Raw genomic sequence first — 23,918 nt, 5'->3', positions numbered from 1 at the left:
TGCTAGATGCCGGGTAAGCCGCTGCGCCACGACGGAACGGCGGCATACCAACACAGAAACAGGAGGCATCATGTTGAGCACCATTCTCATCATCGTTCTCATCTTGCTGTTGATCGGCGCGCTGCCGTCGTGGCCGTACAGCCGAGGTTGGGGCTACGGGCCCACGGGCGGGCTCGGGCTGATCGTGGTGATCGTGGTCATTCTTGTGCTGCTGGGCTATATCTGACGCCACGCGTCGATGCCGATGTGCGCATGGTTCTGAGCATCGCCTGACCGCTTGCCGAGGGTTGGCTGAGCACCATAGCGGGGCAGGTGTCTTGCAGGCGCTTGACTGGGCATAATCCCAGCTGCGTTCCCGAAGGACACTTCCCATGAAGACAGGTCGACACGCTGTTAGCCGCGCGCCCGGCGGTCGTGCCCGATTCGCTCCGCTGATGCTGGCTCTGGTGCTGGCCGGCTGCGCGGTCGGGCCCGAATACCACACGCCGCCCCTGAGCGGCACCGAAGCCCCGCAAGCTTGGCACGCCACGCTGCCGCACCACGGCAGCCGCATGGCGCTGGCGCACTGGTGGGAGCAGTTTCACGACCCAGTGCTGACCCAACTGGTGGAGCAGGCGGACGCGACCAGCCCGACGATCGCGCAGGCTGTCGGCCGCGTGCGTGAGGCGCGTGCGAGCGTTTCAACCAGCCAGGCGGGGCTGCTTCCGCAACTGAAAGGCACCGGCTCTGCCACGCGGCAGGGCGGGTTTGGCGGCAGCCAGTTCGCCGGTGGCGCGGGCGGGCTGTCTGCCGGTGCGCTGAGCCCCACGCTGGGCCTGGGCACGATCACCACCTTGGCGGCGCAGGCCGATGCGTCGTGGGAGATCGATCTCTTCGGCGGCAAACGCCGCAGCCTGGAAGGCGCCGATGCGCGTCTGACCGCCAGTGAAGCCGATTGGCACGACGCGCGCGTTTCGCTCGCCGCCGAGGTGGCCAATGCCTACTTGCAGCAACGCGAGTGTGAGGCGCTGGTCGACATTGGCGCGGCAACACTGTCGTCTCGGCAGGAAACGCTGCAACTGACCGAACGCAAGTTCCGCGCGGGCTTTGTCGCGCCGGCCGATTTTGCGCAAGCGCAAGCCACGGTAGGCGATGCCGTCAATGCGCTGGAAGGCCAACGTGCGCAATGTGCGCAGGGCATCGACAAGCTCGTCACGCTCACCGGCATTGACCACGATGCGCTGAACGGCCTGCTGTCCAAGGCCAGCGCGCAGATTCCGGCACCGCCCGATGCCGGCGTGCCCGATGTGCCGGCGCAGGTGCTGTCGCAACGGCCGGATGTGTCGTCGGCCGAGCGCGCGGTGGCGGGAGCAAGCGCTGATATCGGTGTGGCGGTCGCAAGCCGATTGCCATCGATCACGCTGGCGGGCTCCATCGGTATCAATTCTTACCGCCTTGGCGGGCAATCGTTGACGACCAAGTCCTGGTCGTTCGGGCCGTCGGTGTCGTTGCCCATCTTTGACGGCGGCTCGGGTGCGGCGCGCGTGGAAACAGCGCGGGCCCGTTACGACCAGGCGCTGGCCAGCTATCGCAGCAAGGTGCGTCAGGCGGTGCAGGAGGTGGAAGACGCACTGGTGCGCCTGGACGCTTCCGACCGCCGTGTCGACGCAGCCACGATGGCCGACGCCCAATACGCAAAGGTGCTGGAAGCGTCCAACGCCCGTTATCGCCTGGGCGCCGGCAGCCTGCTGCAGCTGGAAGACGTGCGGCGCACGGCATTGCAGGCTTCGCAGTCCTTGGCGGCCGTCAAGCTCGAACGCGCGCAGGCCTGGGTGGCGCTGTACAAGGCCGTCGGTGGCGGCTGGCGCGACGATGCGCCCAACGCTTATCCCGATAACAAGACCACTGCGCCGACCGCACAGGGCCGCGCGCATACCGGAAGCGCTTCATGACAGGACAACGAGTTTGGATGGCCGCGCTGGCGGTGATGCTGGCCGGCGCGCTTGCTGCGTGCGGCAAATCTGCGGAGAGCAAGAACAAGGAACAGCCGCCTGCCAAGCCGGCGCTGGCCGTCAACGTCGCGCACCTCGCGCAGCAGGTATGGCCGCGCGCTGCCACGGCCAGCGGTGCCGTGCAGCCGTGGCAGGAAGCCAGCATCGGCGCCGAGGTGAACGGGTTGAAGCTGGCGGAAGTGCTTGTCAACGTGGGCGATGTGGTCAAGCAAGGCCAACTGCTTGCGCGCTTGTCGGATGAAACCGTGCGCGCCGATGTGGCCGCCCAACGCGCCAGCCTAGCCGAAGCCGAGGCGTCGGCCGCGCAAGCTGCCGGCGAGGCCCACCGTGCGCATGAACTCGACAAGAGCGGTGCGATTAGCCAACAGGATCTGATCCAGTACGACACGCAGGCCAAGACTGCGGCTGCCAAGCTGGCCGCAGCACGCGCGCAGTTCGAGAGCCAGCAATTGCGCTTGCGCTACACGCGTGTGGTCGCACCCGACGATGGCGTGATCAGCGCTCGCACGGCAACCGTGGGCGCCGTGGTGTCGTCCGGCACCGAACTCTTCAAGCTCATCCGCAAGAACCGCCTGGAATGGCGCGCTGAAATGCACGGCGACGTCCTGCCCCGCATCCAGCCCGGTCAGGCCGCGCGCCTGCGCCGCATGGATGGCGGCCTGGTGAACGGCCGCGTGCGCCAGATCGCCCCCACCGTCGACGCCAACACGCGCAATGGTCTCGTCTATGTCGACCTGCCGCCGGAAGCTGCAGCCTCGGGCGTAAAGGCGGGCATGTACCTCTCAGGCGATGTGCTGCTGGGCGATGCGCCGGCCGCAACATTGCCGGAGACCGCCGTGTTCTCGCGCGATGGCTACGACTACGTGATGGTGATCGGCCAGCAAGGCCGCGTGCGCCAGACCAAGGTAACGGTTGGCCGCCGCCAGGACGGGCAAGTCGAAATCGTGCAGGGCATCGGCGCGAATGACGGCGTGGTCGCTGCAGGCGCGGCCTTCCTGAGCGATGGCGATGTGGTGCGTGTGGCCGCCGCCGGTACAGCCTCCGCGCCCGCCGCATCGTCGCCCGCAGCCGGAGCCAAGCCATGAATTTCTCTGCCTGGGCGATCCGCAAGCCGATCCCGTCGATCCTGCTGTTCATCCTGATCACGGTGGCGGGGCTGGTGTCGTTCAAGATGCTGTCGATCCAGAACTTTCCGGACATCGATTTTCCTGCCGTATCCGTGACGGCCAGCCTGCCGGGCGCCACGCCCACGCAGATGGAAACCGAAGTCACGCGAAAGATCGAAGACAGCATTGCCAGCATCGGCGCGATCAAGCACATCACGTCCACCATCAACGACGGCAGCTCGACCACGATGGTCGAGTTCCAGCTTGAGAAGGATGTGCAGGAAGCGGTGAATGACGTGCGCGATGCGGTCAGCCGCATCCGCGCGCAATTGCCGTCCGACGTGCAGGAGCCGGTCATCTCCCGCGTGACGTTCGCGAGCATGCCCGTGCTGACGTACGCCGTGGAAGCGACCGACATGGACGCGGAGGACCTCTCCTGGTTTGTCGACAACACGGTCAACAAGCGGTTGCTATCGGTGCATGGCGTGGCCAAGGTGACGCGCCAGGGCGGCGTGGACCGCGAAGTGCGCGTGCAGCTCGACCCGGTGCGCCTGCAGGCGCTGAATGTCTCGGCGGCAGACATCAGCGCGCAAGTGCGCGGCATGCAGCAGGAAGCGCCAGGTGGGCGCGGCAACGTCGGCGGGCAGGAGCAGGCGGTGCGCACGCTGGGCACCGTGAAGAGCGCGCGCGAGCTGGCGCAGATGGACATCCCGTTGTCGGACGGCCGGCGCATTCGCCTTGCAGATGTTGCAGACGTGCGCGACACGGCGGCCGAGCCACGCCAGATGGCGCTGTTCGACGGCAAGCCGGTCGTGAGCTTCCAGGTGTTCCGCTCGCGCGGCGCGAGCGAAATCTCGGTGGCCAAGGGCGTGCGCGAGGCGCTGGCTGCACTGCAGGCTGAACGGCCCAACGTGCATGTGACCGAGGTCTACAACATGGTCAAGCCGGTGTCGGATGCATACACCGCGTCGATGCACGCGCTGTACGAGGGCGCCATCCTGGCGGTGATCGTCGTGTGGCTGTTCCTGCGCGATTGGCGGGCTACGTTTGTGTCAGCCGTGGCGCTGCCGCTGTCGATCATCCCGACATTCGCGGCCATGCAGTTGCTCGACTTCACGCTCAACGGGATCACGCTGCTGGCGCTCACGCTGGTGGTCGGGATCCTTGTCGACGATGCCATCGTGGAGGTGGAGAACATCGTGCGCCACCTGCGCGATGGCAAGAAGCCGCTGGAGGCGGCCATGGAAGCGGCGCAGGAGATTGGCCTGGCCGTGGTGGCGACCTCGCTCACGCTGGTGGCGGTGTTCCTGCCGACGGCCTTCATGGGCGGCATCTCGGGCAAATTCTTCAAGCAGTTCGGGTGGACGGCCTCGCTGGCGGTGCTGGCCTCGCTGCTGGTGGCGCGGCTGCTCACGCCCATGATGGCGGCCTACATGCTCAAGCCGCAGGACGAGCCCAACCGCGACGGCTGGATCATGACGCGCTACCTGCAGGCGGCACGCTGGTGTCTCGTGCACCCCTGGAAAACGGGCGGCATGGCGGCGGCGTTCTTCGTCGTGTCGGTCGCCATCATCGGGCTGATTCCCGCAACGTTCCTGCCGCCCGAAGACTGGGCACAGCTCCAGATGACGGTGGAAAGCCCGCCCGGCAGCACGATCGCCCAGACACGCGACAACACCGAGCGTGTGCGCAAGATCGTGATGCAGCACAAGGAAGTCCGCCACGTCTATACGGCCATCGGCTCGGGCGTGATGGCTGGCGTGCCGGGCTCCAGCGGCGGCGAGGTGCGCAACGGCACGCTCACGATCTCGCTGACCGACCGGCATGATCGGCACATCAAGCAGCAGGACGTTCAGCGCCAGCTGCGCGAAATGCTCGAAGGCGTGCCGGGCGTGCGGATCTCGTTCGGCGCCGTGGGCTCCGGCGAGCAACTCCAGGTGGTGTTGACCGGCGACGACCCCGCCACGCTTCAGCAGGCCGCGCGCGACGTGATGCGCGATCTGCGTACCGTGCCGGGGCTCGGCGCGGTGACCTCGTCCGCAAGTCTGCTGCGGCCCGAAATCGTCATCCGCCCGGACTTTGCGCGCGCGGCACAGCAAGGTGTGACAGCCGCCGCCATCGGCCAGGCCGTGCGCGTGGCCACCGCCGGCGACTACGACGTCAACCTGCCGAAGCTGAACCTGCCGGAGCGACAGGTGTACATCCGCGTTGAACTCGACCCGAAGGCGCGCAACCAGATCGACACGATCCGCCAGTTGCGCGTGCCGGGCCGTAACGGCGCTGTGCCGCTGGAGAACATTGCCGATATTTCCATCGGCAGCGGCCCCGCGCAGATCGACCGGTATGACCGTAGCCGCAACGTCACCATCAGCGTCGGGCTGGAGGGGCGGGCGCTGGGCGATACGAACATGGCGGTGGAGGCGCTGCCGTCCATCAAGAACTTGCCGCAAGGCGTTCGCCGTATTGCCTCGGGCGATGTGGAGGGCATGCAGGAGCTGTTCAGCAGCTTCTTCCTCGCCATGTTTGCGGGGGTGCTGTGCGTGTATGCAGTGCTGGTGCTGTTGTTCCACGACTTCACGCAGCCGGTGACGATCCTGGCGGCGCTGCCGCTGTCGGTGGGCGGCGCGTTCGGGCTCTTGGCGCTGTTCGGTTTCAGCCTGTCGCTGCCAGCGTTGATCGGCTTGCTCATGCTGATGGGCATCGTGACCAAGAACTCGATCCTGCTGGTCGAATACGCCATCGTTGCGCGGCGCGATCTCGGCATGTCGCGCACCGAGGCGATCATTGATGCATGCCACAAGCGCGCACGTCCCATCGTCATGACCACGGTGGCCATGACGGCCGGCATGGTGCCGATGGCGCTGGGCCTGGAGGGCGATGCGGGTTTCCGCGCGCCGATGGCCGTGGCGGTGATCGGTGGGCTGCTGACTTCTACGCTGCTGAGCCTGCTGGTGGTGCCGGTGGTTTTCGAAAAGGTGGATGACTTCAAGGAGTGGACGCTGCGCAAGTTCCGTGGCGTGCGCCACCACGGGCACGGGGCGGAAGCTGCGTCGGAGCACGGCCCGCGCTAGGTGTAGCATCGGGCGGTCTGTCAACGTACCGCGCTGTGGAGACCGCCCATGCCCGATGCCGTGCTGTTCCAGACCGATGGCCCGGTCTGCACCATCCTGCTCAATCGGCCCGAATGCCGCAATGCGGTGGACGGGCCGACTGCCGCGGCGCTGCTCAACGCGTTCGAGCGTTTCGAAACCGATGGCGCGCTACGCATTGCCGTGCTGGGCGGCAGCGGTGGCCACTTCTGTGCCGGCGCCGATCTGACGGCTGTGGGCGATCCTTCAAGACGCAATCATCTCGATCCCTATGGCGGCATGCCCGGCCCGATGGGCCCGTCGCGTATGGCGCTATCCAAGCCGCTCATCGCTGCAGTGAGCGGCTATGCCGTGGCGGGCGGGCTGGAACTTGCGTTGCTGGCAGACCTGCGCGTGATGGAGCGCGACGCCGTGTTCGGCGTGTTTTGCCGCCGCTGGGGTGTGCCGCTCATCGACGGTGGTACGGTGCGCTTGCCGCGCATCATTGGCATGGGTCGCGCGCTGGACATGATCCTGACCGGCCGTGCTGTGCCCGCTGACGAGGCGCTCGCCATGGGGCTTGCCAATCGCGTGGTCGGCCCCGGCGAGTCGCTGGCCGCGGCGCAGAAGCTTGCCCGAGACATCGCCGCGTTTCCGCAGCAATGCATGCTGGCCGATCGGGCGTCGGCGTACGCACAGTGGGATTTGCCGTTGGCGGCAGCGTTGCAGCAGGAAGGAGCGCGAGGTACGCCGATGGTCTTTGCCGAAGGGGTGGAAGGCGCAGCGCGATTTGTGGGTGGCGCTGGGCGGCACGGAGGAATGAACACCTCAGCCTGAGGAAAAAAACGCCAACCTGAAACAAAATGGTTGGCGTTTTTTCTTTGACGCTACTGAGGTTTAAGCCGTCGCACCTTCATCCTGCGTGGCCTTGCTGCCAGCATGCTGCGCATTCGCATGCTTGGCACGCAGGCGGCGCGTGGCTTCCACCATGCCTTGCAATGCCGCTTCCACTTCCGGCCATCCGCGGGTCTTGAGGCCGCAGTCGGGATTCACCCACAGGCGTTGCACCGGCACGACCTGCGCGGCCTTGTCGAGCAGCGCTTCCATCTCTTCCACACGCGGCACGCGCGGCGAGTGGATGTCGTACACGCCCGGGCCGATCTCGTTGGGGTACGCAAACTCGCCAAACGCGTCGAGCAGTTCCATGTTCGAGCGCGACGTCTCGATGGTGATCACGTCAGCATCCATCGACGCAATAGCCGGAAGGATGTCGTTGAACTCCGAATAGCACATGTGCGTGTGGATCTGCGTGTCGTTGCGCACACCGGAGGCCGACACACGGAACGCGCGCGCCGCCCATTCCAGGTAGCCCGGCACGTCAGACGCGCGCAGCGGCAGGCCTTCGCGGAAAGCCGGCTCGTCGATCTGGATGGCGGCAATGCCGGCGGCTTCCAGGTCGCACACTTCGTCACGCAGGGCCAGGGCGATCTGCAGTGCGGTCTGCTCGCGCGGCTGGTCGTCGCGCACGAAGGACCATTGCAGCATCGTCACGGGGCCGGTCAGCATGCCCTTCATCGGCTTGGCGGTCAGGCTTTGCGCGTACTTGGACCATTCAACCGTCATCGCTTCGGGGCGGTACACGTCGCCGTAGATGACCGGCGGCTTCACGCAGCGCGAGCCGTAGCTCTGCACCCAGCCGTTGGCGGTGAAGGCGTAGCCCCACAGCAGCTCGCCGAAGTATTCGACCATGTCGTTGCGCTCGGCTTCGCCGTGCACGAGCATGTCGAGGCCCAGGGCTTCCTGGCGACGCACGACATCGGTAATTTCGGCGCGCATGCGTTGCAGGTAATCCAACGCGGGCAGTTCGCCGCGCTTGTGCTGTGCGCGTGCCTGGCGAATCTCGGCCGTTTGCGGGAACGAGCCGATGGTGGTGGTCGGCAGCAGCGGCAGGTTCAGGCGGGCTTGCTGCGCTTCAGCGCGGGCAGCGTAGGGCGCGGCGCGGTCGGCATCTTCTGCGCGGATCGCGGCCACGCGCTTCTTGACGCCTGCGTTGTGCACGCGACGCGATTCGGTACGTGAGGCGATGGCGGCGCGGTTCTCATCAAGCGCCTTCTGCACGACAGACGGGCCTTCGACCAGTGCAAGCTTGAGGATCGCCAGCTCATCCAGCTTCTGGCGCGCGAAGGCCAGCCAGCCCTTGAGTTCGTCGTCGAGCTTGGTTTCGGCAGACAGATCGACCGGCACATGCAGCAGCGAGCAGCTCGGCGCTACCCACAGGCGGTCGCCAAAGGCTTCGGCCAGCGGCGCCACGCGTTCCAGCACGCGTGCGAGATTCGAGCGCCAGATGTTGCGGCCATCCACCACACCAATGGAGAGGACCTTGTCTGCAGGCCACGGCGCGAAGGCGCCAAGCTGTTCCGGTGCACGCACGAGATCCAGGTGCACGCCATCGACCGGCAGCGATTTGATCACGGCTGCGTGGTGGGAAGCGGCTTCAAAGTACGTCGCAAGCAGCAGCTTCGGGCCCTTGGCGGCGGCCAGCGCCTGGTAAGCGGGGCTGAATGCATCTACCCAGGCTTGCGGCAGATCCAGCACCAGCGCAGGTTCGTCAATCTGCACCCATTCCACATTCAGCGCGGCCAGGCGCTGGAGCACGGCCGTGTAGGCCTGCAGAATTTGCGGCAGCAGCGCGAGCTTGTCGATCAAGCCGTTGCGCGCCTTGGCCAGATGCAGGAACGTGACCGGCCCCACCAGCACGACCTTCACGCGGTGCCCAGCGGCCTGTGCTTCGCGCACTTCATCGAACAGCCATTCGGTGCCGGGGCCAAATTGCAGGTCCGGCGTGAGTTCGGGCACGAGGTAGTGGTAATTGGTGTCGAACCACTTCGTCATTTCCATGGCGGCGTGGTCGGCATTGCCGCGCGCGAGCACGAACGATTGCGCCAGCGTTAGTTGTGCGGCGTCAAAGCCATAGCGCGTGGGAATGGCGCCGAGCAGCGCGGCCGTCTGCAGCACCTGGTCGTACCAGGCGAAATCGCCCACGGTCACAAAATCGAGGCCGGCATCGCGCTGTGCCGTCCAGTGGCGCTCGCGCAATGCGCGGCCGGTGGCGCGCAGGTCCTCTTCGGACGAGGCGCCCTTCCAGAACGATTCGAGGGCGAACTTCAGCTCGCGTTGCGCGCCGATGCGCGGGTAGCCGAGGGTATGGATGGTCGTCATGGTGGTCGCAGGAGAGGCGATTCGTTTTTCAGTCCTGCGATGATCGGCGACCCTCGATCATGAATCAAATGATATTATTTTCGATAAAGTTGAATCATATTCATACATTGGAGGCCGCACCAACATGCTTGAAATCCGCCACCTACGCACGCTGATCGCCCTGGCCGATGGCGGCTCCGTCTCGCGCGCCGCCGAGCGGCTGCACCTGACGCAATCGGCGTTGTCGCATCAGTTGCGCGCGCTGGAGTCGCATTACGGGCTGGCCGTCGTGCGCCGCAAGGGCCAGACGGTGGAATTGACCGAAGCGGGCGAGCGCATGCTTGAACTCGCGCAAAAGGTCGTCGCCGACATCCAGACCGCCGAGCGCGATCTTGAGCGCATCAAGGGCCGCGCGGCCGGTACGCTGCGCATCGCGCTCGAATGCCACACCTGCTTTGACTGGCTGATGCCTGTGATGGACGCTTTCCGCCAGCGCTGGCCCGAAGTGGAGATGGATCTTGTGTCGGGCTTCCATACCGATCCGCTCGCGCTGCTCAAGGATGGCCGTGCCGACGTCATCATCGGCTCCGACGCCAAGATGCGACGGGGCGTGGTGTTCGCGCCGCTGTTTCGCTTCGAGATCCTCGCCGTGCTGCCGGTCGATCACGCGCTGCGCAACAAGAAATGGCTCGACGCGAAAGACTTTACGGACCAGACGCTCATCACGTACCCCGTGCCCGAAGAGCGCATCGATCTGATCCGACAGGTCCTGACACCGGCCGGGGTCGCGTTCAACCGCCGCACAGCAGAACTGACCATCGCCGTGCTGCAGCTCGTCGCCAGTCGCCGCGGGCTTGCCGCGCTGCCGAGCTGGGGCATCAAGAACTACATCGATTACGAATACGTGGTGGCCAAGCGTGTCGGCAAGGAAGGCCTGTGGAGCGATCTCTACGCGGCCATGACGCGCGACTACGCACAGGCACCGTTTGCGCAGGACTTTATCGAGACGGCCAAGTCGATCTGCTTTGCGCAGTTGCCGGGCCTGATGCCGCTGGAAGCGTAATCAAACGCGTTCCTTCTGGGGCAGGCGCGGCAGCTTGCCTTGCAGCCCCTCTTTGAGAAAGTCCAACAAATGCCGCGTGGCCAGCGTCCGATACCGGCTTGGCATCGCCAGCATGTAAAGGCGGCTACCAAACACGCTGAACCGATACCCGGGCAGCACGCGTTTGACGTGGCCTTCGCGCAAATCATCGGCAGCGGCGTAATAGGGCAGGATCCCCAGGCCATTGCCCGAACGCACGGCGGCCTGCAGGAACAGATAGTTGTCGGACGAGACGCCGGGGTCGAGCGTCACGAGCGTCCGCTCATCGCCCAGTTGCGCCGATAGCCGCAGCGGCTGCCCAACCGCAGGCGCGCTCACGATGGTGTGCTTGCCCAGCGCATCGAGGGTTTTTGGCATGCCATGCGCGGCCAGGTAATCCGGCGCCGCGCACAGCACCCAGTCAACCTCATCGAGCAGCGTGGCGACGAGCGATTCTGGCGGGTTCGAGACGATGCGCAGCGCCACATCCACATCTTCGCCAATCAGGTCGGACACGCGGTTGTCGAACCGCACATCAAGACGGATGTCGGGATACGCTCGCTTGAACGCCACCAGTAGCGGCGACACCAGCAGGTGCCCCAGCCCCGTCGGCACCGACAGCCGCACGCTGCCTTGCAGCGACTTTCCGAGCGAAGAGACCAGCGCATCGGCGGCGGCCATTTCGCGCAGGATGCTGCGGCCGTGTTCATAGATGCCGGCGCCCACCTCCGTGGGTTCCACGCGGCGCGTGGTCCGGCGCAGCAGTTGCACGCCCAGCGCGCGCTCGAACGCCTTCAGCCGGTGGCTCACATTGGAGCGCGTGGTCTGCAGCCGGCGTGCCGCCGCCGACAGGTTGCCCGCATCGACGATTTCCACGAACAGCTTGAGCGCATTGAGATCCATGAAGGCCAGCCAGATTGGTGAATCAGGTTCGACATTCTGTTGATGTGGGTGCGGATTGTCAAAACATGCCAACCCGGTAACATCCCCCGGGAATATCCCTCAGGAGCAGGTGACATGGCGCTCGACGACGAATCCTTCGGCCTGCTGCAGCAATCGGTGCAGCGCTTTATCCAGGAACGGCTCGTGCCGGCGGAAAACATTCTCGAGGAAGAGGATGACGTGCCCGCCGACATCGTTGCCGACATGAAGGAGATGGGCCTCTTCGGCCTGTCGATTCCGGAAGAGCACGGCGGGATTGGCCTGGCGATGGCGCAGGAATGCGAGGTGGCGTACGACCTCGGGCACACGGCGCTGGCTTTTCGCTCGGTGTTCGGCACCAACGTTGGCATCGGCTCGCAGGGCATCCTGATGGACGGCACCGATGCGCAAAAGGCCAATTACCTGCCGCGCATTGCCAGCGGCGAGCTGATCATCTCGTTTGCACTCACGGAACCGAACGCGGGGTCGGATGCCGCATCGCTGCAGACGCGCGCCACGCTGGACGGCGATCACTACGTCATCAACGGGACCAAGCGTTTCATCACCAACGCGCCGCGCGCCGGGGCATTCACGCTGATGGCGCGCACGGGTGGCGAAGGCGCGGGCGGCATCTCCGCTTTCATCGTGCCGGCCGATACGCCGGGCATCACGCTCGGCAAGCCAGACAAGAAGATGGGGCAGCGTGGCACCAAGACGTGCGATGTGATGCTCGATAACGTGCGCGTGCCGGCAGCCAACATCATTGGCGGCGTGGCGGGGCAGGGTTTCAAGACGGCGATGAAGGTGCTGGACCGCGGCCGCCTGCATATCTCGGCGCTGGCGTGCGGCATGGCGCACCGGCTGATGACCGATGCAGTCGCCTACGCCAAGGAGCGCAAGCAGTTCGGTCAGCCCATCGCAGACTTCCAGTTGATCCAGGCCATGCTCGCCGACAGCCAGGCAGAGCTTTACGCCGGCATGTCGATGGTGCGCGACTGCGCGCGCCGGTACGACGCCAAGCCCGTCGGCAAACAGGATCACGAAGTCAGCATGCTGGCTTCGTGCACCAAGATGTTCTGCACCGAGATGGTCGGCCGCGTGGCAGATCGAGCGGTGCAGATTCACGGCGGCGCCGGCTACATCGCCGAATACAAGGCCGAGCGCTTCTATCGCGATGTGCGCCTGCTGCGTCTGTACGAAGGCACCACGCAGATCCAGCAGCTCATCATCGCCAAGAACCTGCTGCGCGACTAGGCTGGCTCTAGCAATCTGCTGGAATGTGGCTCTGTTTTGGAGCCACGTTCTAGTCCAGAATGGGCGCTTTCCTGCTCGATTGCAGGGTTGCTGCCGGAGTTGCCATGTACGTTCCCGCCCACTTTGAAGAATCGCGCCCCGAAGCGCTGCACGATCTGATCGCGCAGAACCCGTTCGGGACGCTCGTCACGCATGGCGAGCATGGGCTGGACGCAAACCACATTCCGTTCTTGCTGCTGCCGGAAGAGGGCAAGCTTGGTGCGTTGCATGCCCACGTGGCACGCGCCAATCCGGTCTGGAAAGACGTGGCGAATGGCGACGAGGTGCTCGTGATCTTCCGCGCGGGCGATGCATACATCTCGCCCACGTGGTATCCGAGCAAGCATGAAGCCCACCGGCAGGTGCCGACATGGAACTACCGCGTCGCGCATGCGCATGGCCGTATCACCGTGCGTGACGACGAGCGTTTTGTACGCGGCGTGGTGGCACGCTTGACACGCACACACGAGGCATCGCAACCCGCGCCGTGGAAGATGTCTGACGCCCCGGCCGACTACACCGACGCGTTGCTCAAGATGATCGTTGGCATCGAGATCGAGATCACGCGTATCGAAGGCAAACTCAAGCTGGGCCAGAACAAGGAAACGCGAGATATCGTGGGCGCCGGCGAGGCGCTCAGGGCCAGCGGCGAGCGTGTGATCAGCGACGCGATGCTGGCTTGCGCTGCTGCCAAGACGGAATAAGGCGGAGCGACGGACTGTTGATCCGTCGCTCCGCACTGCATTACTTTGCGTTGCGCGCCGGCAGGATCTCGCCGCGCACTTCCCCAAAGCCGACGCGATAGCCATCGCCCTGGCACCAGCCGGTCATGATGACTTCGTCGCCGTCTTCCAGGAATGCACGCGTGGTGCCCTTGCCGAGGTCAAGCGGCTGCTTGCCGTTGACGGTCAGCTCCAGCAGGCTGCCGTACGAATCCGGTGTCGTTCCGCTGATGGTGCCGGAGCCCATCAGATCCCCCACGCGCACGTTGCAGCCCGACACGGTGTGGTGCGCGAGCTGTTGCGCCATCGTCCAGTACATCGCGCGGAAGTTTGTGCGGGCGATGGTGGTGCGCTCGCCGCCGTGGGGGCGCAGTGCGGTTTCGAGGGCGATGTCGTAAGCGTTGGGATGGCTCTGGCGCAGGTATTCCAGCGGCTCGGGCGATTGGGCCGGGTTGGCCACGCGGAACGGCTCCAGCGCGTCCATCGTCACGATCCACGGCGAGATCGATGTGCCGAAGCCCTTCGAGTTGAACGGGCCGAGCGGCACGTATTCCCATTGCTGAATGTCGCGCGCGCTCCAGTCGTTTAGGAGCACGACGCCGAACATGTGGTCCGGTGCAGCGTCGACGGAAACCGGCTCACCGAGCGCGCTGGGCTTACCAACCACAAAGGCCATCTCCAGTTCGTAGTCCAGTTTGCGGCAGGCCGTGAAGATCGGGCGCGGCTGATCCGGCAGCTTGATCTGCCCCATGGGGCGGTGCAGCGGTGTGCCGCTCACCACCACGGAGCTGGCGCGGCCGTTGTAGCCGATCGGGATTTCCAGCCAGTTGGGCAGCAGCGCATTCTCGGGATCGCGGAACATGCGGCCGACGTTGGTGGCGTGTTCGCGAGACGAATAGAAATCGGTATAGCCCGGGATGTCGATGGGCAGGTGCATCACGGCATGTGTTTGCGGCACGAGCGCCCGGGCGTGCAGCGTGGCGTTGTCGCGCACGTGGGTGTCGGCCACGCTGAACAGCGTTTGCAGCTTCTTGCGGGTTTCTGCCCATACGGGCTTGCCCAGCGCGATGAAACTGTTGAGCTTGCCGGTGCGGAACGTGCCGCGTGTGGATGCGGGCAGCAGCCCGGCGTCATCCAGCACGCCAAGATCGATGACTTGATCGCCCAGCGCAACGCCCGCGCGTGGCGAGGGGTTTTCCTTGGTGGAGAAGATGCCGAAGGGCAGGTTTTCCAGCGGGAAGTGGGTGTCGGGGGTGTTGGCGGATTCGAGCCAGCTTAGTTGTCGGGTGGTCATGATGGGGCGGTGGTTTGTTTGGTGAGTCGGTTATCTCTTGACGTTGGTGGTGCATCCCGCGTTTCGTCCCCTGCCGGGGCCGACTCACTTTCTTTGTCTTGCCAAAGAAAGTAAGCAAAGAAAGGCGCGCCCAGATGGCGACTTCCCCTTGAATTTATGTCGCAGGGAGGGAAGGGAGGCAAACTCGCTGCGCTCAGACAGGCCTCCCTTCTTTTTCCTCCCCGCAACAGAAATTCAAGGCGCCATCTAGGGCATCAACGGCCAAACCTTCGCGGCGCTTGCCTTGGCGTCAGGCTGATTTGGTTAACGCTTGCTCGGGTCGAAATGCTTCTTCAGGCCCTGCCAGCATTCGAAGTACCTGGCTTGCAGTTGTGCAGATTCCGCCGCGAAGCGCGTCGGGCGGATCACCGCCGGCGTTTCGAACATGAAGGCCATCGTTGCGTCGACCTTGTGCGGCTTGGTGGTATCACCGTTGCTGGCTTTCTCGAACGTGTCGGCATCGGGGCCGTGGCCGCTCATGCAGTTGTGCAGGCTGGCGCCGCCCGGCACGAAGCCTTCGGCCTTGGCGTCGTAGACGCCCTGGATCAGGCCCATGAATTCGCTCGCGACGTTGCGGTGGAACCAGGGTGGGCGGAACGTGTTTTCGGCGGCCAGCCAGCGCGGCGGGAAGATCACGAAATCGATCGTGTCTACGCCCGGCGTGTCGGAGGGGCTTTGCAGCACCAGGAAGATCGACGGGTCCGGATGGTCGTAGCTGATCGAGCCGATGGTGTTGAACAGGCGCAGGTCGTACTTGTATGGCGCGAGGTTGCCGTGCCAGGCCACGACGTCTAGCGGCGAGTGGCCGATCTTCGCCGTCCACAGGCTGCCCTGGAATTTTGCGACGAGTTCAAAGCTGCCCTCGCGGTCTTCATACCAGGCGTGCGGCGTGAGGAAGTCGCGCGGGTTGGCCAGGCCGTTCGAGCCGATTACGCCCAGGTCCGGCAGGCGGAACATCGCGCCGAAGTTCTCACAGATGTAGCCGCGCGCGTCGCCGTCCGGCAACTCGACGCGGAAACGCACGCCGCGCGGGATGACGGCAATCTCCAGCGGCTCCACGTCGACCACGCCCATCTCAGTCAGCAGGCGCAGGCGGCCTTGCTGCGGCACGATCAGCAGTTCGCCGTCAGCGTTGTAGAAGAAGCGGTCGGTCATCGAAGCGTTGGCGGCGTACAGGTGGATGCCGCAGCCGGTTTGCGCGTCTGGCCCGCCGTTGCCGGCGAAGGTGACGATGCCGTCGATGAAATCGGTGCCGGCCGCCGGTGCGGGCAGCGGGTCCCAGCGCAACTGGTTGGGCGAGGGCGGTACCTCGTTGAAGTTGCTGTGGAAACGGCCTTGCGCCATGGCTTCGAACGGCAGATGCACGGCGCCCGGACGAATGCGATACAGCCACGAGCGGCGGTTGTGCGCACGCGGCGCGGTGAACGCCGTGCCGGAGATCTGTTCCGCATACAGGCCATACGGCGCCTTCTGCGGCGAGTTCTGGCCGTGAGGCAGCGCGCCGGGCAGTGCTTCGGTGGCGAACTCGTTGCCGAAGCCGCTTTGGTAAGCGGGCCGGTCCAGCGACGCGGGGGTGAATGCGTTCTTGGCCGTCGGGGCGAGCATGTTCATGGTGAAGTCCTTGGAGAAAAAATCAGGAGCGTCTTCAGGGAAAGCGTAGTCGTTACCGAGCCATCAGGCGGGCTTGCCGGTTGTGCGACCTGAGGCAAAGCGTGCGGCGTCCGCGCCACTGGCGGCCAGCGTAAGCACCAGCACCATGCCGAACGACACCAGCGCCGGCACCGCCGCGGCCGAGAACAACGCCGGGCTGCTCCATTGCATGGCAATCAGCTGCCCGCCGATCACCGGGCCGATGACGGAGCCGATGCGGCCCACGCCAAGGCTCCAGCCGATGCCGGTCGCGCGCAGCGTGGTGGGGTAATACGTGGCGGCCAGCGCATTGACCGCAGGCTGCCCGCCGACGATGCAGAAGCCGGCCACGAACACCACCGCCACCAGCATGGGCAGCGCTGCCGCCACATGGCCGATCAGCCCGACGTTGACGCAGGCGATCAGGAAACACACGGCCAGCACGCGCACAAAGCCCAGACGATCGATCAGCCGGCCCAGCGTGAGCGTGCCGATCACGCCGCCCACCTGCAGCGCGGTGGCTACCAGCACAGCGGTATCCGTCGGATATCCCGCATCGCGAATCAGCGTCGGAAGCCAGTTCGACAGGAAATACAGGTCGATCAGGTTCATGAAGTTGATGACCCACAGCACGAGCGTGACTTTGGCGCGGCCTTCCGTGAAGAGCGCGGAGACCGGCATGCCCCGCGCGGGCGCCTCGGGCACCACGAATTGCGTCTGCGCGTTCACCTGCAGTTGCGGCGCGAGCTTGCCCAGCCAGCGAGCCAGACGTTGATGGCGGGTTTGCGGATCGCCCTTGAGCACAAGGTATTGCAGGGATTCCGGCAACCACAGCACCATCATCACGCCAACGGCGAGGGGCACCAGCCCGCCCACCAGGAACACCGCATGCCACCCAAAGCGCGAGAGCAGCGCCGCGCTGACAAAGCCGCCAAGTGCCGCGCCCACGGTAAAGCCGCACGACACCAGCATCATCCACGTGACGCGAGAGCGCGCGGGGCTGAACTCACCGGCCAGCGCCATCGCGTTGGGCATGATGCAACCCAGGCCCAGGCCTGTGATGAAGCGCAAGACGAGTAGCGCCTCCACCGTTGCCACCTGCGTGGTGGCCAGCATGCACGTCGCAAAGAAGAACGTGGCGACGATCAGCACAGGCCGACGTCCGAAGCGGTCGCCCAGCACACTAAACACCAGCGAGCCGACCAGCATGCCGAACAGCCCCGCGCCAAATACCGGCCCGAGGCTTGCCTTGGTGATCCCCCAATCCTTGATGATGGCCGGTGCCACATAACCCATGGCCTGCACGTCAAAGCCGTCGATGATCAGGCACAGCCCGCAGATGGCGAGCAACAGGATCTGGAAGCCGCCAACCTTGCCCTGGTCGATCAGGCGGGCGAGGTCGATGGGCGTGGATGGCGTTTCATGAGCGGCGGGGGCAGGGCGCATGGTGGTCTCCGGTGGCGGCGTTGCCGCTCTGTTCTGGATTTTTGGTATGCGCGTATTGTCCGGATTGGATGAAAATTTGGAATATCAATGCGAGAATGCATGCTATTGATTTTATGAATGTTGAGGCGCCGCCATGCTGAACCTGCGGGATGTCGATCTAAACCTGCTGGTCCTGTTTCAGGAAATCCTGCGCGAAAAGCGCATTTCCGTCGTGGCCGAGCGGCTTGGCTTGTCGCAGCCAGCAGTGAGCAACGCACTCTCGCGCCTGCGCCAGACCTTCGACGACGAACTCTTCGTGCGCACGCCGCGCGGCATGATGCCGACCGCACTTGCCGAGCAACTGGCAGAACCGGTTGCCACGGCGCTCGACACGCTGCAACGCGCCTTCGGCCAGCGCGCGCACTTTGAAGCGGCCACCTCCACGCGCACCTTCACCATTGCCATGAGCGACGTCGGCGAGGTGTATTTCATGCCGGTGCTGGCGCAGTTGTGCGCCGAGCAGGCGCCCGGCGTGCGCATCGACACCATGCGGGCCGGCGGCTTCGATATGAAGGTGGGGATGGAGGCAGGCGCCGTCGACTTGGCCATCGGCGCGTTCGATGATCTTTCCGGCGAGAGTATCTTTCAGCGCCGGCTGTTTCAGCAGGATTACGTGACGATGTTCCGGCGCGGCCATGCGCTGTCCGACGGCAAGCTCACGCTTGAGCGCTTTCGTGCCGCGTCGCATCTGGTGGTGGCAAGTTCGGCCAGCCCCTACAACGCCATCGGGCCGTTACTGGACAAGGCGGGGATCACGCAATCAGCGCGTTTTTCCGTGCCGCACTTCGTGGCGGTGCCGTACATCGTCAGCACGACCGACCTGGTGGTGACGGTGCCGCGCAAGCTGGCCGAACGCGCGGCGCCGCCATTCGGGCTGGAGTTCGTTGCGCCGCCGCTGAAGCTGCCGGCATTGCAGACCAATGTGTTCTGGCACCGGCGCTTTCATCAGGACGCCGGCAACCAGTGGCTGCGCAACGTGGTCGCGCAGCGCTTTGCAGAGCTGGAGGGCTAGGCCTCAGCCTGCCGAGACCGTGCGCTGCAATTGTTCGCCCAGGCCGGCAATGCCCAATCGCATGGTCTGCCCCGGCTTGAGATAGACCGGGGTGGGCTTGATGCCCAGCCCCACGCCCGGCGGAGTGCCCGTCGAGATGACATCGCCCGGCTGCAGGCTCATGCAGCGGCTCAGATACGCCACCAGTTGCGCCACGCCAAACACCATCGTGCGCGTGTTGCCGTTCTGATAGCGATGGCCGTCCACTTCCAGCCAGAGGTCCAGCGCCTGCGGGTCGGGCACCTCGTCACGTGTGACGAGCCACGGGCCAAGCGGGCCGAACGTGTCGAAGCCCTTGCCTTTGTCCCACTGGCCGCCGCGCTCGATCTGCCATTCGCGCTCGGAAACGTCGTTGACGATGCAGTAGCCCGCCACGTAGTCCAGTGCGTTGGCTTCGTCGACGTACTTGGCGGCTTTGCCGATCACCACGCCCAGTTCAACCTCCCAGTCGGTCTTGACGGAGCCGCGCGGGATTTCGATGTCGTCGTTCGGGCCGCAGATGGCGCTGGTCCATTTGTTGAAGACGACCGGCTCGGCAGGCACCGGCAGGCCGGATTCCGCAGCGTGGTCGGCGTAGTTCAGCCCGATGCAGACGAACTTGCCGACGCGCCCGACGCACGGGCCAATGCGGGGTTGCCCGTTGACTGCCGGCAGCGTGGTGGGATCCACGTCGCGCAGCTTGGCGAGGAATGTGTCCGACAGCACATTGCCCGCAATGTCGTCGACGATGCCCGACAGATCGCGGAGGGTGCCGGTTGCATCGAGCAGGCCCGGTTTCTCTTGGCCATTAGGGCCGAAGCGCAGCAGTTTCATGAAAGGCTCAAATCGGTTGGGGGAAGGGCATCAAGGTATCAATTTGACCAGCCGCCGTCGATCAGGTGGACTTGCCCGGTCGTAAAGGCGGCTTCGTCGGAAGCGAGATAGGCGGCCAGCGCGGCAATTTCTTCCGGTTGTCCGAGGCGCCCCATCGGCTGACGTGCGACAAACGCAGCTTCGACTTCTGCGCGCGGTTTGCCCTGCACGCGAGCTTGTTCGTCGATGCGCTGCGCGAGCGATGGCGACATCACCGTGCCGGGGCAGATCGCATTGCAGCGGATGCCGCGCGACACAAAGTCTGCCGCCACGGATTTGGTCAATCCGATCACCGCGGCCTTCGATGCGCCATACACAAAGCGGTTCGGAACGCCCTTGATGCTCGACGCGGCGGACGACATGTTGATGACACTGCCGCCACCGCGTTCCAGCATGGCCGGCAGAAACGCGCGGATGGTCCGGTACATCGACTTGACGTTGAGGTCGAATGAGAAATCCCACGCATCCTCATCGCACTCCAGCACCGAGCCGGCGTGTACGAAGCCTGCGCAGTTGAAGAGGATGTCGATGCCGCCAAGCTCGGCGGCAAGGGCATTCACCTGCCGGCTATCGCGCACGTCGAGGCGGCGGACGTCGAATGGCACGTCGTTCAACGCATCGATGCGGAGATCGGTGGCGATCACGCGGGCACCCTCGCGGGCGAAGCGCTCGGCGCAGGCGCGGCCGATGCCTTGCGCAGCGGCCGTCACGAGCGCGGTCTTGCCCGCCAGGCGCCCGGGAAAAGCAGCGCCGCTCATTGCTTCGGAAGCAGATAAGCCTGGCGCGCAAACAGGCGCCAGCCGTCCGGATGCTTTTTCCATACCTGCAGCACGCCGATATGCGCGGTGCTGGTCTTGCCGTCGGGCAGGTTGTTGACGGAGTCGAACACGTGGCGCACCCACGCGTTGTCGCCGTTGACCTGCACGGTCTGGTTGGTCAGCGCAATCGACTTGAATGAATTCGTGCCGTCCAGCGCCTTCAGAAAGGCTGCGTGGTCTTCCAGCTTGCCCGACGAGTGGCCGTAGGTCAGATCGTTCTCGATCAGCTTGGTGAGCGTGGCGCCGTCGCTGGCAACCATGGCGACGCGCATGTGCTCCACGGCCTGCGCAACCGTATCGGCATCGGTGGCGGCATGGGCGAGGGCGCTGCCGACAGCGAGCGCGGCGGTCATGGCAACGCCCGCAATGCGGCGGACAAACGTGTGCAACGGCATGGGCAATCTCCTCTCGGGTCTGGTGTGCGGTGCATCGCAGGCGTGGTCAGAAATGGGCTTCGCGGTGCGCAGCCTGCGGCGGCAGGCCCGCGGCTTCCGGCTCGGGTAACGGCGCCGCACGGCCCACGCGCCGCACCCACATCGCGGTCAGGATCGGCACGAGAATCGCCGTGACGAGACACGCCGTGGCCACCAGCGCCGTGGCAGCCGGCACCATGGGTTTGAACTTGGGAATCATCTCGCCAATGATGGCCGGGTTGGCAACCGCCGCGCCGGCCGTGGACGATGCCGCCAACCCAGCAGCGCCATTGCCGCCGGCGATGAATTTGTCGGAGAGGATGAGCGGCACGCCGGTGATGATGATCACCGTCAGGCCGAGCAGCAGGCCCGGGAGGCCGCTCTTGGCAATCACGTGCAGGTCAATGCCGTTGCCCAGCGCAAAACCGAAGAACGGAATGAGCGGATGCACGCAGCGGCCGAACAGCTCGCGCAGTTCACTGTCGAGATTGCCCAGCGTAAAGCCGATCAGGAACGGCAGCACCGCGCCCACGAACAGCCGTGGCTCAAACACGGCAATGCCTGTTGCGCCCAGGATGAACATGCTGACCAGCGGCCCCGATTCGATCGACATCAGCACGAACGCACCGGCTTCTTCCTTGGTGCCGTACTGCTGCATGACGGCGGCGTAGAGTCCGCCGTTGGTCATGTCCATCGACGTGGTGATTGCCAGCACCGACAGCCCGGCAAGGATGCCGGTCTTGATGCCTTCATCCGGAATGAACTGCGCAGCCACCAGCGTCGCCAGCCACGCCACGGCAATCTTCGTGACGAGCAGGGTGCCCGACTTGCGCAGCACCACGCCGGTGGCATGCAGGTCGATGGTCGCGCCCATGCAGAAGAACCACACCGCCAGGATCGGCACCGTGCCGGTGATCAGGCCGTTGGTGAACGAGCCGAAGTACTTCCCGGCATCGGGTGCGAACGTATGCGCACATGCGCCCAGCAGCAGCGGCACAAGCATCAGCCCGCCCGGAATGCGGTCAATCGCCTTCTTGATCTTCACGTCTCCTCCGTGAGCCTCTATGGGCTCGGTTGGTTGGGGTCCAACATCATGGGGTGACTATAGCGGATGATATGGAACGATGTTCCATGTTTTTAGCTGTGCTGATTTATCGTTTACCCGAGGGCGCAAATGTGTGCGGTGCAACGCTATTCCACTCGATATTCGCCCGGCATCAAAAATATGGATCGACGTTCCGTATTTTTGTTTTTTGTGCTTCAATCCAACCCGAACAGCCGGCGGCGTACGCGGATGCCGGCGCATCCCGACGGAGAAATGGCATGGAAGTGCGGCAAGGAATCCACAGCGAACACGCAAAAACCCTCGACACGGCCGGGCTGCGCCGCCAGTTCCTGGTGGAACGGGTGTTCGAGCGCGATGCGCTCCAGCTCACGTATAGCCATATCGACCGGATCATCGTTGGTGGTGCGTGGCCGGCAACGCGGCCGGTGGAGGTGCCGGCATCGCTCGCCAAGTCGATGGGTGTGAGCCATCTGCTGGAGCGCCGCGAGCTGGGCGCGATCAACATTGGCGGTCCGGGTTGGGTGGAGGTGGATGGCACACGTCACGCCGTCGGCAATGAAGAGGCGATCTACATCGGCCAGGGCGGCCAGAACGTCGTCTTCGGCAGCGACGATGCCGCCAGGCCCGCCAAGTTCTACATCAACTGCGCGCCGGCCCATACGGCCTATCCGACGCGCACGATCACACTGGCGCAGGCGTCGCCCGAAACGCTCGGCGATCCGGCCACCAGCAACCGGCGCACGATCTACAAGTTCATCGTGCCGGACGTGCTGCCCACCTGCCAGCTCTCGATGGGCATGACCAAGCTCGAGCCCGGCAGCCTGTGGAACACCATGCCGTGCCACACGCACGAGCGCCGCATGGAGGTCTATTTCTATTTCAACCTGCCGGACAACGCCGCCGTGTTCCACATGCTCGGCGAGCCGCAGGAGACGCGCCACATCCTCGTCCACAACGAGCAGGCCGTGATCTCGCCAAGCTGGTCGATCCATTCGGGCGTAGGCACGCAGGCGTATACGTTCATCTGGGGCATGGTCGGCGAAAACCAGGCGTTCCACGACATGGACCACATCGCCATTGCCGACCTGCGCTGACACCATGCGGCTCGAGAATCCCTATCTCCAGGGCGCAAGCCTGTTCGACCTGAGCGGCAAGGTGGCCATCGTCACCGGCAGCAACACGGGGTTGGGCGCGGGCATGGCGATGGCGCTTGCTGCGGCGGGTTGCGACATCGTAGGCGGCAACCGTTCGGACCCCGCAGAGACGGCCTCGCGCGTGGAAGCGGCCGGCCGCCGGTTCGTCGACGTGCGAGCCGATCTGTCTTCGCTGGAGCCGATCGGCAGCATTGTGGAAGCCGCGATGGACACCTTCGGCCGCGTCGACATCCTCGTCAACAACGCCGGCATCATTCGCCGCTGCGACGCACTGGAATTTTCCGAAGCCGATTGGGATGCCGTCATCGACGTCAATCTCAAGGGCGTGTTCTTTCTCTCGCAGGCGGTGGCACGGCATTTCGTTGGGCAAGGTGGCCGCGGCAAGATCATCAACGTGGCGTCGATGCTGTCGTTTCAGGGCGGCATTCGTGTGCCGTCGTATACCGCGTCAAAGAGCGGCGTGCTGGGTCTCACCCGGTTACTGGCCAACGAGTGGGCGGGGCGTGGCATCAACGTCAACGCCATCGCGCCCGGCTACATGAAAACCGACAACACGGCGCAATTGCGCGAAGACCGGCAACGCAGCGAAGAGATTCTCGCGCGCATTCCGGCCGGGCGCTGGGGCGTGCCGGATGACCTCGCGGGCGCGGTGGTGTTTCTCGCTTCGGCGGCATCGGATTACGTGCACGGTCACACGCTCGCCGTGGATGGCGGCTGGCTGGCGCGGTAGGCAAAGT

General features: G+C 64.9%; 20 protein-coding genes. 11 read left to right on the top strand and 9 right to left on the bottom strand.

Going from position 1 to position 23,918, the window contains the following annotated elements; genetic code table 11:
• The first annotated feature begins 70 nt into the window (after positions 1 to 70).
• The 5 genes from ACCD03_RS11655 to ACCD03_RS11635 all read left to right on the top strand — a co-directional run bounded on the left by ACCD03_RS11655 (position 71) and on the right by ACCD03_RS11635 (position 7,002).
• Positions 71 to 226 (top strand): DUF3309 family protein, encoded by a 156-nt coding sequence (locus ACCD03_RS11655; RefSeq protein WP_004634893.1) that lies wholly within the window; start codon positions 71 to 73, stop codon positions 224 to 226.
• 145 nt (positions 227 to 371) lie between these two features.
• Positions 372 to 1,931, top strand: coding sequence for an efflux transporter outer membrane subunit (locus tag ACCD03_RS11650; RefSeq protein ID WP_413411643.1), 1,560 nt, complete (start codon positions 372 to 374; stop codon positions 1,929 to 1,931).
• Positions 1,928 to 3,076, top strand: a complete 1,149-nt coding sequence (locus ACCD03_RS11645; RefSeq protein ID WP_325648869.1) for an efflux RND transporter periplasmic adaptor subunit — start codon at positions 1,928 to 1,930, stop codon at positions 3,074 to 3,076. The genes ACCD03_RS11650 and ACCD03_RS11645 overlap by 4 nt, the downstream gene beginning before the upstream one ends.
• Positions 3,073 to 6,168 carry an efflux RND transporter permease subunit gene (locus ACCD03_RS11640; RefSeq protein WP_413411641.1) on the top strand — a complete coding sequence of 1,032 codons (3,096 nt, stop codon included), beginning with the start codon at positions 3,073 to 3,075 and terminating at the stop codon, positions 6,166 to 6,168. The genes ACCD03_RS11645 and ACCD03_RS11640 overlap by 4 nt, the downstream gene beginning before the upstream one ends.
• A gap of 48 nt (positions 6,169 to 6,216) precedes the next feature.
• Complete coding sequence (locus tag ACCD03_RS11635; RefSeq protein ID WP_413411639.1) at positions 6,217 to 7,002, top strand: crotonase/enoyl-CoA hydratase family protein; 786 nt, start codon at positions 6,217 to 6,219, stop codon at positions 7,000 to 7,002.
• Between the two features lie 60 nt (positions 7,003 to 7,062).
• Here the strand turns inward: ACCD03_RS11635 and metE are convergent, their stop codons facing one another.
• A complete protein-coding gene (gene metE / locus ACCD03_RS11630) occupies positions 7,063 to 9,384 on the bottom strand; it encodes a 5-methyltetrahydropteroyltriglutamate--homocysteine S-methyltransferase (protein WP_413411637.1) in 2,322 nt (773 codons plus the stop codon).
• A gap of 124 nt (positions 9,385 to 9,508) precedes the next feature.
• On the opposite strand from metE, the gene ACCD03_RS11625 reads away from it, so the two are divergent.
• A complete protein-coding gene (locus ACCD03_RS11625; RefSeq protein ID WP_045206492.1) occupies positions 9,509 to 10,426 on the top strand; it encodes a LysR family transcriptional regulator in 918 nt (305 codons plus the stop codon).
• Here ACCD03_RS11625 and ACCD03_RS11620 read toward each other — a convergent pair whose 3' ends face one another.
• Entirely contained in the window at positions 10,427 to 11,347 is a 921-nt protein-coding gene (locus tag ACCD03_RS11620) for a LysR family transcriptional regulator (RefSeq protein WP_413411635.1), read from the bottom strand. It lies immediately after the preceding gene.
• A 114-nt stretch (positions 11,348 to 11,461) separates the two neighbouring features.
• Here ACCD03_RS11620 and ACCD03_RS11615 point away from each other — a divergent pair, with 114 nt between their 5' ends.
• Both ACCD03_RS11615 and ACCD03_RS11610 read left to right on the top strand, forming a co-directional pair.
• Positions 11,462 to 12,619 (top strand): acyl-CoA dehydrogenase family protein, encoded by a 1,158-nt coding sequence (locus tag ACCD03_RS11615; protein ID WP_045206494.1) that lies wholly within the window; start codon positions 11,462 to 11,464, stop codon positions 12,617 to 12,619.
• Positions 12,620 to 12,723: 104 nt separating this feature from the next.
• Positions 12,724 to 13,362, top strand: a complete 639-nt coding sequence (locus tag ACCD03_RS11610) for an FMN-binding negative transcriptional regulator (protein ID WP_413411633.1) — start codon at positions 12,724 to 12,726, stop codon at positions 13,360 to 13,362.
• A 40-nt stretch (positions 13,363 to 13,402) separates the two neighbouring features.
• Here the strand turns inward: ACCD03_RS11610 and fahA are convergent, their stop codons facing one another.
• The 3 genes from fahA to ACCD03_RS11595 form a co-directional block, all read right to left on the bottom strand.
• Positions 13,403 to 14,674 (bottom strand): fumarylacetoacetase, encoded by a 1,272-nt coding sequence (fahA, locus tag ACCD03_RS11605; protein WP_413411631.1) that lies wholly within the window; start codon positions 14,672 to 14,674, stop codon positions 13,403 to 13,405.
• A gap of 303 nt (positions 14,675 to 14,977) precedes the next feature.
• Positions 14,978 to 16,324, bottom strand: coding sequence for a homogentisate 1,2-dioxygenase (gene hmgA / locus ACCD03_RS11600; protein WP_413411629.1), 1,347 nt, complete (start codon positions 16,322 to 16,324; stop codon positions 14,978 to 14,980).
• Positions 16,325 to 16,387: 63 nt separating this feature from the next.
• Positions 16,388 to 17,788: an MFS transporter gene (locus ACCD03_RS11595; protein ID WP_413411627.1), complete on the bottom strand. Its 1,401-nt coding sequence runs from the start codon at positions 17,786 to 17,788 to the stop codon at positions 16,388 to 16,390.
• Between the two features lie 133 nt (positions 17,789 to 17,921).
• On the opposite strand from ACCD03_RS11595, the gene ACCD03_RS11590 reads away from it, so the two are divergent.
• Positions 17,922 to 18,839, top strand: coding sequence for a LysR family transcriptional regulator (locus tag ACCD03_RS11590; RefSeq protein ID WP_413411625.1), 918 nt, complete (start codon positions 17,922 to 17,924; stop codon positions 18,837 to 18,839).
• Between the two features lie 3 nt (positions 18,840 to 18,842).
• On the opposite strand, the gene ACCD03_RS11585 is transcribed toward ACCD03_RS11590, so the two are convergent.
• The 4 genes from ACCD03_RS11585 to kdgT are packed head-to-tail and all read right to left on the bottom strand — an operon-like array spanning position 18,843 to position 22,006.
• Positions 18,843 to 19,691 (bottom strand): ureidoglycolate lyase, encoded by an 849-nt coding sequence (locus ACCD03_RS11585; RefSeq protein ID WP_413411623.1) that lies wholly within the window; start codon positions 19,689 to 19,691, stop codon positions 18,843 to 18,845.
• A gap of 38 nt (positions 19,692 to 19,729) precedes the next feature.
• The gene (locus ACCD03_RS11580; protein WP_413411621.1) at positions 19,730 to 20,488 is read right to left on the bottom strand and encodes an SDR family oxidoreductase; all 759 of its coding nucleotides are present in this window, start codon (positions 20,486 to 20,488) and stop codon (positions 19,730 to 19,732) included.
• Positions 20,485 to 20,943, bottom strand: a complete 459-nt coding sequence (locus tag ACCD03_RS11575; protein ID WP_413411619.1) for a nuclear transport factor 2 family protein — start codon at positions 20,941 to 20,943, stop codon at positions 20,485 to 20,487. Before ACCD03_RS11575 ends, ACCD03_RS11580 begins: the two co-directional genes overlap by 4 nt.
• A gap of 46 nt (positions 20,944 to 20,989) precedes the next feature.
• Positions 20,990 to 22,006: a 2-keto-3-deoxygluconate transporter gene (gene kdgT, locus ACCD03_RS11570; RefSeq protein WP_252693516.1), complete on the bottom strand. Its 1,017-nt coding sequence runs from the start codon at positions 22,004 to 22,006 to the stop codon at positions 20,990 to 20,992.
• Between the two features lie 278 nt (positions 22,007 to 22,284).
• Here kdgT and kduI point away from each other — a divergent pair, with 278 nt between their 5' ends.
• Positions 22,285 to 23,121: a 5-dehydro-4-deoxy-D-glucuronate isomerase gene (kduI, locus tag ACCD03_RS11565; protein WP_413411617.1), complete on the top strand. Its 837-nt coding sequence runs from the start codon at positions 22,285 to 22,287 to the stop codon at positions 23,119 to 23,121.
• A 4-nt stretch (positions 23,122 to 23,125) separates the two neighbouring features.
• Positions 23,126 to 23,911, top strand: a complete 786-nt coding sequence (gene kduD, locus ACCD03_RS11560) for a 2-dehydro-3-deoxy-D-gluconate 5-dehydrogenase KduD (protein ID WP_413411615.1) — start codon at positions 23,126 to 23,128, stop codon at positions 23,909 to 23,911.
• Positions 23,912 to 23,918: the final 7 nt, after the last annotated feature.

Source organism: Ralstonia sp. Ralssp135, from assembly GCF_047304345.1.
Taxonomy (GTDB): Bacteria; Pseudomonadota; Gammaproteobacteria; order Burkholderiales; family Burkholderiaceae; genus Ralstonia; species Ralstonia chuxiongensis.
This window is presented reverse-complemented; position numbering and strand designations above follow the sequence as displayed.